This window comes from Blautia segnis (assembly GCF_014287535.1).
In the GTDB taxonomy this organism is placed as follows: domain Bacteria; phylum Bacillota; class Clostridia; order Lachnospirales; family Lachnospiraceae; genus Blautia_A; species Blautia_A acetigignens.
The window spans coordinates 98,922-112,517 of the sequence record NZ_JACOOT010000029.1 but is presented as its reverse complement, the minus strand read 5'-3'; the positions used below and the strand labels follow the sequence as shown (position 1 = coordinate 112,517).

At 47.6% G+C, this 13,596-nt stretch carries 18 protein-coding genes and 1 pseudogene; 2 read left to right on the top strand and 17 right to left on the bottom strand.

The window, feature by feature from the left end; translation table 11 throughout:
• Together H8S54_RS12665 and H8S54_RS12660 are read right to left on the bottom strand one after the other, a co-directional pair.
• A pseudogene (locus H8S54_RS12665) lies at nt 1-178 on the bottom strand (DeoR family transcriptional regulator); the annotation flags it as partial.
• Nucleotides 175-363 (bottom strand): hypothetical protein, encoded by a 189-nt coding sequence (locus H8S54_RS12660; RefSeq protein ID WP_025544156.1) that lies wholly within the window; start codon nt 361-363, stop codon nt 175-177. The pseudogene H8S54_RS12665 and the gene H8S54_RS12660, both read right to left, overlap by 4 nt.
• 483 nt (nt 364-846) lie before the next feature.
• Here H8S54_RS12660 and H8S54_RS12655 point away from each other — a divergent pair, with 483 nt between their 5' ends.
• Complete coding sequence (locus H8S54_RS12655) at nt 847-1,653, top strand: helix-turn-helix domain-containing protein (protein WP_117505910.1); 807 nt, start codon at nt 847-849, stop codon at nt 1,651-1,653.
• 61 nt (nt 1,654-1,714) lie between these two features.
• Here H8S54_RS12655 and H8S54_RS12650 read toward each other — a convergent pair whose 3' ends face one another.
• The 10 genes from H8S54_RS12650 to H8S54_RS12605 form a co-directional block, all read right to left on the bottom strand.
• Nucleotides 1,715-2,677 carry a DUF3658 domain-containing protein gene (locus H8S54_RS12650; protein WP_014078537.1) on the bottom strand — a complete coding sequence of 321 codons (963 nt, stop codon included), beginning with the start codon at nt 2,675-2,677 and terminating at the stop codon, nt 1,715-1,717.
• Between the two features lie 16 nt (nt 2,678-2,693).
• Entirely contained in the window at nt 2,694-3,083 is a 390-nt protein-coding gene (locus tag H8S54_RS12645) for a TnpV protein (protein WP_009296082.1), read from the bottom strand.
• A complete protein-coding gene (locus tag H8S54_RS12640) occupies nt 3,043-3,315 on the bottom strand; it encodes a helix-turn-helix domain-containing protein (protein WP_002593556.1) in 273 nt (90 codons plus the stop codon). Before H8S54_RS12640 ends, H8S54_RS12645 begins: the two co-directional genes overlap by 41 nt.
• A 272-nt stretch (nt 3,316-3,587) precedes the next feature.
• Entirely contained in the window at nt 3,588-5,210 is a 1,623-nt protein-coding gene (locus tag H8S54_RS12635) for a recombinase family protein (RefSeq protein WP_118796998.1), read from the bottom strand.
• Between the two features lie 133 nt (nt 5,211-5,343).
• Nucleotides 5,344-5,541: a transposon-encoded TnpW family protein gene (locus H8S54_RS12630; protein WP_186901608.1), complete on the bottom strand. Its 198-nt coding sequence runs from the start codon at nt 5,539-5,541 to the stop codon at nt 5,344-5,346.
• Nucleotides 5,538-6,392, bottom strand: coding sequence for an ATP-binding protein (locus H8S54_RS12625; protein WP_118796996.1), 855 nt, complete (start codon nt 6,390-6,392; stop codon nt 5,538-5,540). The genes H8S54_RS12630 and H8S54_RS12625 overlap by 4 nt, the downstream gene beginning before the upstream one ends.
• Before the next feature lie 63 nt (nt 6,393-6,455).
• Nucleotides 6,456-7,199, bottom strand: coding sequence for a replication initiator protein A (locus H8S54_RS12620; RefSeq protein ID WP_330600184.1), 744 nt, complete (start codon nt 7,197-7,199; stop codon nt 6,456-6,458).
• Nucleotides 7,200-7,320: 121 nt separating this feature from the next.
• Nucleotides 7,321-7,707: a cysteine-rich VLP domain-containing protein gene (locus tag H8S54_RS12615; protein WP_118796995.1), complete on the bottom strand. Its 387-nt coding sequence runs from the start codon at nt 7,705-7,707 to the stop codon at nt 7,321-7,323.
• Entirely contained in the window at nt 7,697-9,328 is a 1,632-nt protein-coding gene (locus H8S54_RS12610; protein ID WP_118797137.1) for a relaxase/mobilization nuclease domain-containing protein, read from the bottom strand. Before H8S54_RS12610 ends, H8S54_RS12615 begins: the two co-directional genes overlap by 11 nt.
• Complete coding sequence (locus tag H8S54_RS12605; protein ID WP_004068264.1) at nt 9,300-9,695, bottom strand: plasmid mobilization protein; 396 nt, start codon at nt 9,693-9,695, stop codon at nt 9,300-9,302. Before H8S54_RS12605 ends, H8S54_RS12610 begins: the two co-directional genes overlap by 29 nt.
• A gap of 70 nt (nt 9,696-9,765) precedes the next feature.
• Between H8S54_RS12605 and H8S54_RS12600 the strand changes: the two genes are divergently transcribed.
• Nucleotides 9,766-10,125: a hypothetical protein gene (locus H8S54_RS12600; protein WP_147371180.1), complete on the top strand. Its 360-nt coding sequence runs from the start codon at nt 9,766-9,768 to the stop codon at nt 10,123-10,125.
• 220 nt (nt 10,126-10,345) lie between these two features.
• On the opposite strand, the gene H8S54_RS12595 is transcribed toward H8S54_RS12600, so the two are convergent.
• The 5 genes from H8S54_RS12595 to H8S54_RS12575 are packed head-to-tail and all read right to left on the bottom strand — an operon-like array spanning nt 10,346 to nt 13,521.
• Nucleotides 10,346-10,750: a winged helix-turn-helix domain-containing protein gene (locus H8S54_RS12595; RefSeq protein WP_044952027.1), complete on the bottom strand. Its 405-nt coding sequence runs from the start codon at nt 10,748-10,750 to the stop codon at nt 10,346-10,348.
• A 30-nt stretch (nt 10,751-10,780) separates the two neighbouring features.
• Complete coding sequence (locus tag H8S54_RS12590; protein WP_186901607.1) at nt 10,781-10,993, bottom strand: helix-turn-helix domain-containing protein; 213 nt, start codon at nt 10,991-10,993, stop codon at nt 10,781-10,783.
• Nucleotides 10,980-11,423 (bottom strand): RNA polymerase sigma factor, encoded by a 444-nt coding sequence (locus H8S54_RS12585; protein WP_008704783.1) that lies wholly within the window; start codon nt 11,421-11,423, stop codon nt 10,980-10,982. Before H8S54_RS12585 ends, H8S54_RS12590 begins: the two co-directional genes overlap by 14 nt.
• A gap of 54 nt (nt 11,424-11,477) precedes the next feature.
• Nucleotides 11,478-13,151 carry a M56 family metallopeptidase gene (locus H8S54_RS12580; RefSeq protein ID WP_020993729.1) on the bottom strand — a complete coding sequence of 558 codons (1,674 nt, stop codon included), beginning with the start codon at nt 13,149-13,151 and terminating at the stop codon, nt 11,478-11,480.
• 10 nt (nt 13,152-13,161) lie between these two features.
• On the bottom strand, nt 13,162-13,521 hold the full coding sequence (locus tag H8S54_RS12575) for a BlaI/MecI/CopY family transcriptional regulator (protein ID WP_008704785.1): 360 nt from the start codon (nt 13,519-13,521) through the stop codon (nt 13,162-13,164).
• Between the last annotated feature and the right edge of the window lie 75 nt (nt 13,522-13,596).

Genomic DNA, 13,596 nt, shown 5'->3' with positions numbered 1-13,596 from the left:
CAGGGAAGCAGACAAACAGGATTCCGTTCTCGTCCTCCTGCCCTTTGGATAGCATAGCGTCCAGCATCCGGCAGTACATGACCTTTGCGGTGCTGCTGACTGGAAATCCTGTCAACGCTATGGGAAAGGGCATACAGGGCGGCAATGGTGTGTCTATCGTCATAAATTCAAAATTCATTCGGTGTGTTCCTCCTTTTTCTTTGCTCGTTTGGATAAATAACGGGGGCAGTCAACCACAACCGCCCGGAAGCTCTGCTTGCACCCATGCTGGCATTTCCGGCATAATTCGTTGTAAGTGACACGCCCCCGGTCATTGAGGTAAAAGGAAAGCTCATGCTTCCTCTTTTTGCTCATTCTCGGCATATTGCGCTTCCTCCTGTTTTAGTGTATGGTTTCGGGGCGATTTTCGACAAAATTACGGTCATAGAGCCGCCTAAAATCTCCCGAAGTATCAGCGATAGGGTAGACTGTCCCCCTATCAGATTGTCGTGTTTCGGTATCATTTCGGTGTCAGTCCGCCAGTTCTCCCCGGTGTCGTTCCTCCCCTGAATCTCACAGCGGCGTATCGCTCCCTTTGGTACGCTCGTTTCGGTCAGGGTTCCTCCATATCCCTGCCAAAAGTCATGGCGCTACATCGCCGGGGAAGCATATCCCACACAGGCTGGTCATTCGATTGGAATAATCCATCGATGAACTACCTGTATCATAGAACATTTTTGTGCCCTGTGCCGTATGTCCACAAAGTAGGAATTAAGGGTAAAAATCAGAAATTTCCACGATTGCGGAAAGTGTGATATAATCCAGTTAAGCGGCAGCAATGAAACCGCCGGAAAGGAGCGTGCGCCCATGAAAGGAGCAACAAGCATACAGGAACGCCTTTGGGAACTCCGCAAGGACAAAGGCTTAAATCTGGAAGAATTATCAGAACTGACGGGTATTTCCAAATCAGCTCTTGGAAATTATGAAAAAGAAGATTATAAGGAAATCAATCATGGCAACCTTATCACGCTGGCAGACTTCTATGGGGTTTCCGTTGATTATCTACTGTGCCGGACAGAGAACCGGGAGCAGATCAACATACCATTAACGGAGCTGCATTTGAATGATGAGATGGTGGCACTTTTGAAAAGTGGTCGGATTAACAACCGTCTGCTCTGTGAGCTTGCCACACATAAAGATTTTATCAAGTTTCTTGCAGACATTGAGATTTATGTGGACGGGATTGCCACCATGCAGATTCAAAACCTCAATGCCCTTGTCGATACCGTCCGGCATGAAATCATTGAACGGTATCGCCCCGGCGAAGATGACCCGCATTTGAAGGTGCTGCAAGCCGCACATATCAGTGATGATGAGTATTTCAGTCACATGGTTCTGGATGACCTCAACCTGATTATCCGGGATATTCGGGAAGCCCACAAAAAGGACAGTGAGAGTGCGCCCCAGACCACCGTTGCCGATGAATTGAAAGAAAATCTCGAAGCAGTCGAAAATTTCAAGGGCAGCCGGGATGAAAAGCTGGTTGTCCTTTACTGCAAGCAGCTCGGTATCAACTATAAAAATCTGTCAGACGAAGAATTTCGCTGGCTGATTCGGATTCTCAAAAAATCAAAGAAAATGGGAACGCCTATCAGCCAGAGGAAAAAACGGTAAAAAAAACCGCTGTTGCATGGTTGGGGTGCCTTCCATGTAGCAGCGGTTCTTGCTGTGGTTATTATTTCATTCGTTTTCTTAATATCCGGCGATAATTTGTTTCTCCCTTTGGTGCGTCCTGTATAATTTCCAACACACCATCTTCAAGCATTTTATCAATGCGATTAGAAATCCATACATCACTAATTCCAAGTTGATATTTTCCTAAAACATTACCTATAACAATAGCCATTTTGAATTGCTCTGGCTGTTCCGCAATTTCACGAAGAATGAAACTATCATATATATCTTCTGAAACACTTTGCAATTTACCATTTAGCATTGCACGCAAAGGTGCATTTTCATTTTGAAGTTGATTCCATTTCATAGCACAAGCTGAAAGAAATACAGGCTTAGCTTTTTCTTGTAGAGTTATATATTTTCCCCATTCGCCAGGAGAAACCTCACCCCATGCTATTTTGGATGTCATAGTATTTTCTTTTCCATATTCCCAGGCAGGTAACTTAACCAAATAAATTGTTGTCTGACAGTTTAATGGTCGAAGTTGTTTCATAAGCCAGTACATACCGCAAAGTTCATCCGGATTATAGCTATACCAAATACGAACTTCTTCCCCAGCTACATATCGTTCAATAACCGAAGACAATGTAGTTTTAATTTTCTGTATTTTTTCTTCAACCTGATAGTCTAAATCCTCTACAAACCAGACAGACAGCATTTTCTTGAGAACATTTTTCCGCTGTTCGCCAATTCCATTATCAGAAATATCTCCCACACTAAGAGCCATATCAAAACAATAAACATCACTGCTCTTGCCTCCCAATGGAATAGCATTCTCCCAAGCAATATGTTCTTGTTCCTGTGCTTGAATTTGTGCTTCTTTCATTTCATCTGAAGATGGAACACTCCCATCTTCGTGCCTCATAAAGACCGAAACTGCACTTCCTCTATACTTTCCCTTACCATAAGTTTGGGCAATTTTCAAACTTCCACAGGCACTTTCACCAAATACAATTTCAATCATCTTATATACCTCCGATTTAATTACTCCCGTATGAATAAATTATATCATGCAAAACAATTTCTTCTGCCCGGTTGTGAATGTTATTACAACGCTGCACCCATTCCATTTGTTGAGTTCGCTTCAATTCCTCTGTCACGCCCTCGGTGGCTTTCATCTGCTCCATGATAGTGTCTAACCGTTCCTGTGCCTGTTCGTTCAGGTCTGCAAGATATGTCCACAATTCTCCGGTCAGTATCAATGTATTCAATCTGGCTGGGTGGACTTCCCTTAAATATTCCCGGTGCATCCGTCCGTACTTTCCGATAGGGCGGTGTTCCTCCGGCAGTTTCAAGTCCGGGATGTAGTAATCTCCGACAAGGATATAATCAATTCCGTTTTCCGTTATTCTTGGTTTCAATTCTCTCATGTTCCTTACCTCCTGTGGAAGCAGGCTCGTCTGGTACTAACTCAATCACATCGGTAATCTCACAATTCAGCGTTTCGCAGATACGGGCTAATGTATCCATGCTGATGTGCTTTCCCTCTTTGCTCATGTTGGCAATCATATTTGTTGTCATACCAGCAGCAAGCCTTAAATCCTCTTTCCTCATATCACGCTCTAACAGTGTGTGCCAGAGTGGTTTATAGCTGATGTGCATATTGTTTTCCTGCCTTTCTATCCATACCACCGGGGCGGCTGCCCCGGCAGGAACTTTTCTCTTATTATAGCACCAATCTTGTGAAATCACAATTTATTCTTGTATCCTGCCGCTGATACCGTCTGGATTGGTTTTCCTTTCTTTTTTGTTCCCTTTAATTAGCCATGAACTGTTTTATTCCTTGTGACTTTGCTCATGTGAGATAAAGAAGTAAAAGAAGTGTAAAAAATTTTGCCGTTCCCTGTCCGGCTGACTGCCGGACGGGTCGGGCTTTAGTCGGGCAGCTCTACCTTGCCGACAAAAGAGTAATAGATTTCGATTTCCTGTCTGCGGAGCTTCCCCCGCCGTTTCCCGTCCAGTGCTTCCGATTCATGGATTACGATTTTCTCCACAAACTCCCGCAGCAGGGTAGGGGTGAGTTCCTCAAAGCTGGTGTACTTGCGTACTACTTTCATAAACTTTTCAGCGTTTGCCGTGGCTTCCAGCGTCTTGGAAAGCTCGCTCTGCAAGGCGGCGGCTTTCTCTTTCAGTTCCTTTTGCTCGGCTTCGTAGTCTGCCGAAAGTTCCGTGAAACGCTCGTCCGATATGCGCCCCGCCACGCTGTCCTCATACAGCCGCTTGAAGATAGCGGAGAGTTCCGCAATCCGTTTTTCTGCCGCTTCCAGCTCTTTCTTCTTGGCGGCGTTCCGGCGTTTGCTCCCGTCCTCGGTCTGCTCGGTCAACAGCTTCATAAACCGGGCTTCGTGCTTGGCGGCGTAGCTGGTGACTTTCCGTAGGTTCTCGGTCACTCCGGCGGTCAACAGGTCGGTGCGGATAAAGTGCGCCGTACAGTCTGCCGTGCGCTTCTTGTAGCTGCCGCATATGTAACAGTCCTGTTTCCGCTTGTCCGTCTGATACCTCTGCTGGTACATGACGCTTCCGCAATCGGCACAAAAGAGTATGCCGGAGAACAAGCCCACTTCATCATAGCGGTTAGGGCGTTTGCGCTGCTTGCGTAGCTCCTGCACACGCTCCCATGTGTCCCTGTCGATTATCTGCTCGTGGTGGTTCTCGAAGATTGCCTGTTTGTCCTCGCTGTTGTAGATAATCTTGCTGCATTTGTAGGATTGGGTGGTGGTCTTGAAGTTCACAAGGCAGCCCGTGTATTCCCGGTTTTCAAGGATATGTACCACGGTGTTCGCCGCCCACTTGCACTCATAGCCGGGGTGGTAGCGGCGGGTTCTCCCTGTCCGGCGGTATTCCAGCGTTCCCGGCGTGGGGATTTCCTGCTCCGTGAGCATACGGGCTATCTTGGTCGGACCGTTCCCGGCAAGGCAAAGGCTGTATATCTGCTTCACCACGGGGGCGGCTTCCTCGTCAATGATGAAATTTTCGTCCTCGTCCATGAGGTAGCCGTACACGGGCTTGCTTGTGACAGGCTTCCCACTCATGCCTTTTGAGCGTTTTACCGCCCGGATTTTCTTGCTCGTATCCCTCACCAACCATTCGTTAAAAATATTTCGCAAAGGCGCAAAGTCATTCTCGCCCTGTGCGCTGTCAACGCCGTCATTGATTGCAATGAAACGGACGCCGTTCTGTGGGAAAATCATTTCCGTGTACATTCCCACTTGTAAGTAGTTCCGCCCTAACCTTGACATATCCTTTACGATAACCGTTCCCACAAGCCCCGCTTCAATGTCGGCAAGCATGGACTGGAAGCCGGGTCTTTGGAAATTTGCCCCGGAGAATCCGTCGTCCGTGTACCATTTGAGGTTGGAAAAGCCGTTCTGTTTTGCGTAGGCTTCAAGGATTCGCTTCTGGTTGCTTATGGAGTTGGATTCGCCTTGGAGCGTGTCCTCGTGCGACAATCTCGGATATAGGGCGGTAATCAGTTTTTGGGTGGTCTGTCTTGTCATGGTTTCCTCCATTTCCGACAGCCAGCCCCACTATTCCGTAGGTTTATTATACCATAGGGCGGGGCTTGCTGTACAGTCCTTTTTGCTACTTTATGTCGAAAAATATCACATTATTTTATTAAGGCTTATCGCATTACATAGCGTGTGCGGCTGTTCCCCCGGCTGCGCTTTCCGCTTCCAGCACTTTCATCATCTTGTCGGCGGCGGTGGCGGTAGTTCCTTGTTTGAAATAGCCGGAAACCACAAGGACGGTGTTCCCCCGGCGTACTTCTGTCACGCAATCCGGGCGGTGGGCGGTGGTGGTGGTGCTTTTCTTGGGCGTGTCGGTCATAGGCAAATCTCCTTTCCGTTCAGCAGCTTTTTAAGGCGTTCCATTTTCTCCCGTGCTCTGGCTTTTCTGAAATTCTCCCCGGTAATGCGGACGGGGGTACACATTTCCGTAAGGCGGTCATATATCCGGGCATGGGCGGTGTCCTCCGGGTTCTGCAATTCTTCCAGTGTCAAATTTGTTGTGACAATCAGCGGCTTTCTGCTGCGGTATCGGCTGTCAACCACGTTGTAAACCTGTTCAAGCCCGTATTCCGTGCCACGCTCCATGCCGAAATCGTCAAGGATAAGCAGAGGGAAGCTGCAAAGGCGGGCTATGTACTCGTTCCTGTCCTTATAGCTGGCGGCAAGGTCATTGAGGATAAGGGCAAAGTTTGTCATGCACACGGAAACCTCTTTCTCCATGAGGGCATTGGCGATACACCCGGCAAAATAGCTTTTCCCTGTGCCGACATTCCCCCACAAAATCAATCCATAGTTCCCGGTGCTTACCCGTTCCCATTGTTCCACATAGGAATAGGCTTTGTGCATTTGGGGGCATTTCCCGTTGTCGTTTTCAAACGTCCATTCCCGCATAGCCGGGTCGGTGAAGCCTGTCCGTTTCAGCCGTTCCACTTCCTCCTGGTGCTTGTGTTCCCGGTGGCTGGCTTCCAGCGTTTCCCGGCGTTTCCGCTGGCAGTCACATTCTTTGGGGTGGCGGTCACGTCCGAAAAAGGTTTTGCCCTCCGGGAAGTAGGCTTCTTTGGGCTGGCGGCAGCTCCCGCAATACAAAAGCCCGTCCTCGCCCGTGTAGTCCTCCAGCTCTGCTTCCTGTGCCGTGGCAAGCCGGAAAATAGCGTTATCGTAATCACACATAAAATCGTTCCTCCTTGTTCATGGTCTTTCACGCCCTGTTTACGGGGCGTTGTGTCTATGCGGTCAAAGGCTCTCGCCCTCTTTGTAGGAATAATCGGGGATTCCCTTTTTCGGGTTCTCCTTTTTCTCCCGGTTTAACCAGCGGCGCAATGCGGCGGCATGGCACACATAATCATTCCCGGTGGCAGCTATGAACTCGCTCATTTCCTCAATGAGCCGTTCCAGCCTGTCCGGGTATTCCTCTTTCAGCTCCGCATATTCGCTTTCAGAGAGTAAAACATTCTGGTATCTGCCAAACGGGGCGGGCGGCTTCCCACTCGCTCCTTTTAGTTGGTTCTCTTTTAGTTTGTTTATAGTAAGTTGGTTAGGGGTCGGTTTTCCGTCCAACGCAAAGGTCGGTTTTCCGTCCTTATGAGGGTCGCTTTTCCGGCTATCAGAGGGTCGCTTTTCCGACTGTATGGCGGTCATATGGTCGGAAAACTGTACCACTGGCACTTGCGGTATTTTCACATAAAGGCGGTTCGGTGCGGAAAAGCCCCGGCGTTCCCTCACCAGAAGCCCGGCAGCGTCCAGCTCGTTCAGTGCGGCTTTTATGGCGGTGCTGCCTTTATCCAGCATTTCCGCTATCTCCGAAACAGGGTAGACAATGTATGTCCTGCCCTCATTGTCTTGCCAGCCGTTCTTCTGTGAGAGTTCGGAACGGTCAAGGAGCAGCGAATAAAGCAGCTTTGCGGTCTGTGACAAGTCCATTTTCAGCAGAAAACGGGGGTATCGGAAAAACGGCGGCATGATGGTGTCGGCTGTGATGTATTCGGTTATGGTTCTCACCTCCTGTCTGTGGCTTCTGTTACGCAGTTAAAACGGCATTTTCGGGGATAAAGGATAAATGTATCGCATACCCTTTGAGGGCGGTCAAAAAAGCCTTGATTTACGGGGGTCTGGAATATCCTAAAGCGTGACATTTATCCCTCTGTTTTCGCTTGCGCTGTGTGGCATGGATTCTTTTCATGCGTCCGGCGCAATCCGGGCAGTATTTCCCCCGGTTTGATTTGGGGAGAAAATAGCCGCCGCACTCGGTACAGCGTTTCCTGTCTGCCCGGTGGAGTAGGGCGGCTTCCAGTTTCCCGTCCAGCGGCAGCACGGCTATCCTAAACCAGCGACATATAAGCGAATAGCTGATACTCTGGACGCATACGCAAGGCTCGCCGTTATCCAGCAAGATACAGTTGCCGTTATCGTAGTTGCAGCACTCATGCACAAGGCGGCGGGCGGCTCTGTACTGTGGGTAGTCCATGTATGGGCGTTTACCGTTCATTTTCCCGCCCCTTTCCCCGTTCCGGCTCACGGCGTAATATCTTGTCAAGATTGCTTTTCACGGTCTGCAATTCCCGGACGTTCGCTTTCTTCTCCCGGTACTCGTTGTAAAGGGCGTTTTTCTCTTTGGTAAGCTGCTCAATCTCGGTCTGTAATGCTTTGGACGCTGGCAGCTTGGAGATTCCCTGTGCCTTGAAATACCGGGCGGCAGATTCGGAAATGATAAACTCGCTTTCGTGCTGCTCCCGGTAAGCTCTCCGGGCTTTCTCCGTTTTCTGCGCCCGCAATCCGTCACGGGCTGGCTTGGTCTTGATGTACGCCAATAGCTGTTTCTGTAAGTCCTTTTTCTCACGCAAAGTGCTTTCCACGGCTTTCAGTTCCGCATGGACGTTTGACAGCTCTGCGCTGGCGGCGGCAAGGGCGGCTTCCAGTTCTTCCGGGGAAGAAAAGCCGGATTCCTCGTAAACGCTCACGGTAGCCGCCATTTGCTTCAAGTTGTGTAAGGTCGCCCATTTCTCATATCCTTTCCCCTTGCCCTCGGCTTTCTTGGCGGCTATGTCTACCATGCGCTGTACGCTGTCTTGTTTCGGGGTGTTTACAGCGGCTTTATTCCGCTGTAAACGGTCTTTTATACTGCGGGGGTATTCTTGTTTGGGTGCGGGCGTTTCGGCGGCTCTGGCGGCGTTCTGTGCGTTTATGGTGAGTGTTTCCAGTACGGCGGCACGGTCAAAATCATCACCTAATTTCCGGGCGGTGATGGGCTTCGTCCTGTCCGGCGTGAGATAACTCAACCTCCCCCGGCTCTCCTTGACAGTTACGCCTTGCTGTAACAGCTTCCCGGAGAAGTCCTCAAAAGAGATAGCAGAGGACAGGGCGGCTCGGATTGTGCGCCTTAATTTCTCCTTGTCGGTTTCAAATTTTGTAAGTTTGGGCGGTTCTCCTGTGGCGGCAAGGAAAGCGTTCTCTTTATCCAGTGCGGCTTGTCCTTTCCGTTTCGCCCAATACTCACGCTCGGTAATGCGGTTCTTGCTCCCATGCAATAAGTCAATCTGATAGAGGTTTTCCCGGTGGCACATCTCCATGACTTCCGCTTTGAAATACTCCATAGCTGCGTCCGTACAGCGGTGCTTGCAACCCTCCCTTGTGTCCGCTGGTCTTTCCATGTAGGGCAGTAGCGGCACTTCCGCAATCCGTAGAGAATTGATTACGATATGCACATGAATGTTGCCGCTGTGGTTATGCCCGTCCGGGTGGGTGCATACAAGGGCTTGGTGTCCGGGGAAATGTGTCTTGCAAAATTCCTCGCCCAACGCTTGCGCCCGGTCTACGGTCAAGCCGTTGTCTGGTGCGTCACGGGGGTCAAAACTGATAATGTAATGGTGGCTCTTTACGTCCTCCCGTTTCTGGTTCTTGCCGTATTTCAGATTGGAGCGCATACAGGCGATTGCAAAATCTTCCTCACCGCAATTCAAAGAGGAAATGCGGTAATCATCACGGATAACAAGCTGCCCGTTTCCGTCCAGTGTGGGCTTCATGGTAAACTCGTCATGCTCAAAGGTTAGGTACTGCTCGGCAGCTCCGTAATCGGCATTTTTAGAGCTGATATGTTTGAATGTTGCCAACGGCTTCACCTACTTTCTGCAAGACTTCAAACTTCAAGGCGGCAAGCTCCGCTGTGGCGGCTCGCACTTCTTGGGAGAGGGCGTTATAAGGTGCGCCATACTCATTCAGACAGCGGGCAATCTGGTTCAAGTTGCCGCCGATTTTCCCGTATTCGGCTGTGAGTTTCCCAACGGCAGAAAGCAGTTCATCATTGACCGGGGAAACGGTGATAACCGGGCGTATGCTTGACTTAATAAGGGCTTGCCGGATAAACTCGGCTTGGCTCATTTTGCAGAGGGTGACACGCTCGGAAAACTCGGCGTATTCTTCCTCGGTCAAGCGTGTCTTGATTACCCGGTGGCGGTGGGGCGTGTTGTATCTTTTCATGGCTTTCAGCTCCTTTCTTTTTATGGTTTGCCCTCTCACCAATAGGAGAAAAACAGGGGGCAAAGCGGAAGTGTTTTTTGAAAAATCCGAAAATATTTTTTCGGGGATTTTTCAAGCGGCGCAAGCCGCAAAAAGGCGGGCTTGGGGTGGCAACCCCAACAAGATTCCCATAGGACAAAATGAGCGATTAGCGAAATTTGGTACTGTGGTAGAATCTTGCTCTAAGAAAGTGACGGCTTCCTCTGTGTGGGCTTTTGCTGATACCTCCGGTGGGCGGGGCGTGGATTCTGCCAGCTATGCGGCGGGATTTCTCCCTCTATTACTTACTACGCACGGCAAGGCAAATCTGGCAAAGTTCCCCGGAATTTCTTTTCGTGTTTTCGTAACAGAATTTGACAAAAACGGAAGAATCAGTTCCGTTTTGCAGTGATATACGGACGGTTTCAAAAAATGCCAAACTTTCCGGCAATTATTTTTCCCCTTACTACCTACTACGGGAAAAAAGAAAATTTAGGCAATGTTTTCCAAAAGTATTTGAATTATTTTATTGCGGTGCAAAATCCGGCTTGGTTTTGGGCGCAAAAAAACAGGAAACCTTTTCTTGATTTCCTGTCTTTGGCTGCCGCTGATGGGCGGCGGTTATTCTGTTATCATTCCCCGGAAGCAAACTTGTAGCCCACGCCTAAAACGGTCTTTATGTAAGTGGGCTTGCCGCTGTCCGGCTCTATCTTTTTCCGTAGATTGCATATCACATTTGCCACGTTTGACTGGCAGCTTTCGCTTTCCAGGCTCCACACGGCTTCAAAGATTTGCGCCTTTGTGAATACCCTCCCCGGACTGGTGGCAAGGCAGCAGAGTGCGCCGTACTCTAAACGTGTGAGGGGAATGTCTGTGCCGTTTTTTAATACCCGGCGTTGGTGCAATTTTATTTCCAATCCCGGAAAAGTAAGTACGGGGGAGTGGGGCGGCTGCATGGCTTCCAGCGGTATCATATCAGCAAGGGCGGCTATGGCTTTCTCAACCGCTTTTTCTTCTGTGTCGTTAAATATAAGCATGACTATTTTTGCGACAAATCTCACCTCCTGTTAGGTAGGCTGTCCGTCAAAGCGGAACTGGAACAGGGCAGCGATAAGCCGCCGTTTAATGTTGTCCTCTGTGTCCTTGTTGACCTGTCCGTTTTCAAGGGAAGCAAGCCAGATTCGCTTGCTGTAATGCCGCAAAACCTCGTCAATGGCTTCCGGCTCTCCGCTGGTCGCCCGGACAATGGTTTCATACGGTACAAGTTTAGGATTCCTCATGGAAAAGCACCTCCATTTCTTCATGCAGCATTTGCAAGGCACTGTGTATGTGATGCCACGCCGTACTCCGGCAGCGTCCGTACAGTTCCCCGATTTCCTGCTGTGTGTAACGCCCGAAAAAATAAAGGTAAATGATTTCCCTCTTTTTCTCTGGCAGAGAGGACAGGGCTTCGGCAAGATTTCCATTTGTGAGGATAACCCTCTGACCGCATATCGTAACAGGGTATTGCTTGTAAGGGTCTATGAAATATGTGTCTGACGTACAAAATGGATAAAACTTTTCTTCTGTGAGATATTCAAAGGATATTTCCCTTTGCCGCCGTTTATCCCTGTCACGCCATGCGTTGATTGCTGCATAGTGTATGACAACTCTGCAAAAGGCATTAAAGGTGTACTCGATATGCTCCTTATATGCTTCTGTGCAAGGCATAAATAGTTCCCCCTTTCTCCCACATAATACGGCGTATGGTTTATAAGACACTTGTTATTTCAAGGTTTCTACTGTGAATGAAGCAGAATTGCCCGAATTATTATCCCGTAAAAGTTTTTGTGCTTCCGCTTCGGAAATTTCCTTAATCTCCATAACTCCATTTTCACTATTTTCAGCAATGGAAAGATATATACTGCCACTGTTATTAAAATAGATGATGGGTTTTTTAGTATCAATGAATATACCAATTATCTGGTCGTTGTAGTACCAATACCCATCTTTTGGGTGATAAACTATGCCATAGGATTCATAATCTTGGAGCGTATTCATGTTTTCTGTCTTATCTCCAGATTCCATGCTGTAAGATTCATGATTTCTAATCATATCTCCATTTTCTGTAGAAGTGCCAGCGGGCATTGATTTAAGTCCTGAATTTTCATACTTTTCTGTATGCCTGTCATAAACTTCTTTTGTGCATTCCCGAATACCAATAAGTTTATCGTTTGTATCCCGTTCCGCTTCAATATCCACTGTTCCCGTAAAGAAATTGGTAAAACTTGCGCCGCCCACTGGGTCATTAAAAAATCGGACAACATTTCCCTTGTAAGTGTAGCACTTGCTATTCTTATCATAAATCAATCCATATTCTTCATATATCCCATAGTCAATATTACCGCCGGGCAGTTCTGCCGCCGTATCGTAATCTGAAGCATTCTCGGAAGCATGTATTGGTTTGTACTCCTGTTCTTCAAAAATTGGATTATTATTAGCTTGGGCGGAAGTTGCAAATGCTGTAGCTACCCCGACAACAATCAGACACGCCAGTACCAGCGAAAAAATAGTTGTTTTTTTTGTTTTCATAATAGCAGTTATCCTTTCTTCGATAGCATTTTTACTAAAGCTGTTACAAAATGGCAATAGCCCACTTTTCGTTGCTTCCATGTTGATAAGCATTAGCGAATAGGCAGATTTTGATTTTTCTCCAAATTGTCGTATGACGCTTTCATCACAAGCCAGTTCTATATCACGGTTAAAAAGAATATACATCACCCACACAAAGGGGTTGAACCAATGAATACAAAGGGCAAGTGTCGCAATCAGCTTTGTTACAGTATCATAGCGATAAATATGCACATATTCATGTGAGAGGACATATTGCAGTTGTTTTTCATTTTTCCAGTCCATTTTTTTCGGCACCAAAATAACAGGACGGAAAATGCCATAAGTTAATGGGGCGGAAATCCTATCAGATTGCTTTACCAAAATTGGACGTTTCAATGGGCGTTCCGCCAGCCACTTTTCTACATAATGGTTGTGGACGGGTAAAGCTGTCCGAAATTCAATCAGACAACGCAAATAGGATATTACAAAAAACAATGCGATAAGTATTATTCCTGCACACCATACAATAAACCACATGGAAACAGATGATAAAATATTCTCTGGCGGCTGTTCTGCTCCCTGTGTCGTAACAAACAGCCCTTGCATAGTGGGAATGTTGTAATCTGTTCCAGCTTCCGGCAATGTTGTAGAAGATATGCTATGAGTTACCAACGTATAAACACTAAACATTGACGGAATCGAAAACGGGATAAGCAGTCTTAATATCACCAATTCCCATAAAACAAGAAAAGTCTTTTTCGGCAGTTTATTGATTGCCACCGCACGGATAATCACTACCGCAGTAATGAAAGCAGCCCCCGAAAAGCTCATTTGCAGTAAATTCATTTACACCACCTCATTCCAAATCTTCCACAATCTGCTTGAGCTTCTGAATCTGTTCAGCGGAAAGCTTTTTTCTGCCTAACAGGGCTGCAAACAGTTTGTCAACTGAACCGTCATAAATCTTGTCAACCAATTCTTTTGTTTCCGCTTCCTGTACTTCTTCTTTGGGAATAAGGGCATGGCACATGAAATTAGGCTCGGAACGTTCAATCGCCCCTTTTTTGATACACCTTTTTATCAGTGTGTAGGTAGTATTCATGTTCCAGCCAATTTCTTTTTTCAGAACGTCGGATATGTGTTTTGCAGTGGTGTCGCCCTCGTTCCAAAGCACACACATTACTTTCAATTCTGAATCGAAAAGTTTAATATCCATTTGTTTCCTCCTTTCCACAAGACCGCAGTAGTTTCTGCTTGATTACACATTACACCTTTCTTAATCGGTTGTCAA

What these genes read in the sequence shown, in the direction of transcription:
- H8S54_RS12625 (WP_118796996.1), bottom strand. Translation starts at nt 6,392, where the DNA reads ATGTGTGATTACGATAACGCTATTTTCCGGCTTGCCACGGCACAGGAA.
- H8S54_RS12645 (WP_009296082.1), bottom strand. Translation starts at nt 3,083, where the DNA reads ATGAGAGAATTGAAACCAAGAATAACGGAAAACGGAATTGATTATATC.
- H8S54_RS12655 (WP_117505910.1), top strand. Translation starts at nt 847, where the DNA reads ATGAAAGGAGCAACAAGCATACAGGAACGCCTTTGGGAACTCCGCAAG.
- H8S54_RS12595 (WP_044952027.1), bottom strand. Translation starts at nt 10,750, where the DNA reads ATGCTTATATTTAACGACACAGAAGAAAAAGCGGTTGAGAAAGCCATA.
- H8S54_RS12660 (WP_025544156.1), bottom strand. Translation starts at nt 363, where the DNA reads ATGCCGAGAATGAGCAAAAAGAGGAAGCATGAGCTTTCCTTTTACCTC.
- H8S54_RS12580 (WP_020993729.1), bottom strand. Translation starts at nt 13,151, where the DNA reads ATGAATTTACTGCAAATGAGCTTTTCGGGGGCTGCTTTCATTACTGCG.
- H8S54_RS12630 (WP_186901608.1), bottom strand. Translation starts at nt 5,541, where the DNA reads ATGACCGACACGCCCAAGAAAAGCACCACCACCACCGCCCACCGCCCG.
- H8S54_RS12615 (WP_118796995.1), bottom strand. Translation starts at nt 7,707, where the DNA reads ATGAACGGTAAACGCCCATACATGGACTACCCACAGTACAGAGCCGCC.
- H8S54_RS12590 (WP_186901607.1), bottom strand. Translation starts at nt 10,993, where the DNA reads ATGAGGAATCCTAAACTTGTACCGTATGAAACCATTGTCCGGGCGACC.
- H8S54_RS12575 (WP_008704785.1), bottom strand. Translation starts at nt 13,521, where the DNA reads ATGGATATTAAACTTTTCGATTCAGAATTGAAAGTAATGTGTGTGCTT.
- H8S54_RS12650 (WP_014078537.1), bottom strand. Translation starts at nt 2,677, where the DNA reads ATGATTGAAATTGTATTTGGTGAAAGTGCCTGTGGAAGTTTGAAAATT.
- H8S54_RS12635 (WP_118796998.1), bottom strand. Translation starts at nt 5,210, where the DNA reads ATGACAAGACAGACCACCCAAAAACTGATTACCGCCCTATATCCGAGA.
- H8S54_RS12605 (WP_004068264.1), bottom strand. Translation starts at nt 9,695, where the DNA reads ATGAAAAGATACAACACGCCCCACCGCCACCGGGTAATCAAGACACGC.
- H8S54_RS12640 (WP_002593556.1), bottom strand. Translation starts at nt 3,315, where the DNA reads ATGCACATCAGCTATAAACCACTCTGGCACACACTGTTAGAGCGTGAT.
- H8S54_RS12585 (WP_008704783.1), bottom strand. Translation starts at nt 11,423, where the DNA reads ATGCCTTGCACAGAAGCATATAAGGAGCATATCGAGTACACCTTTAAT.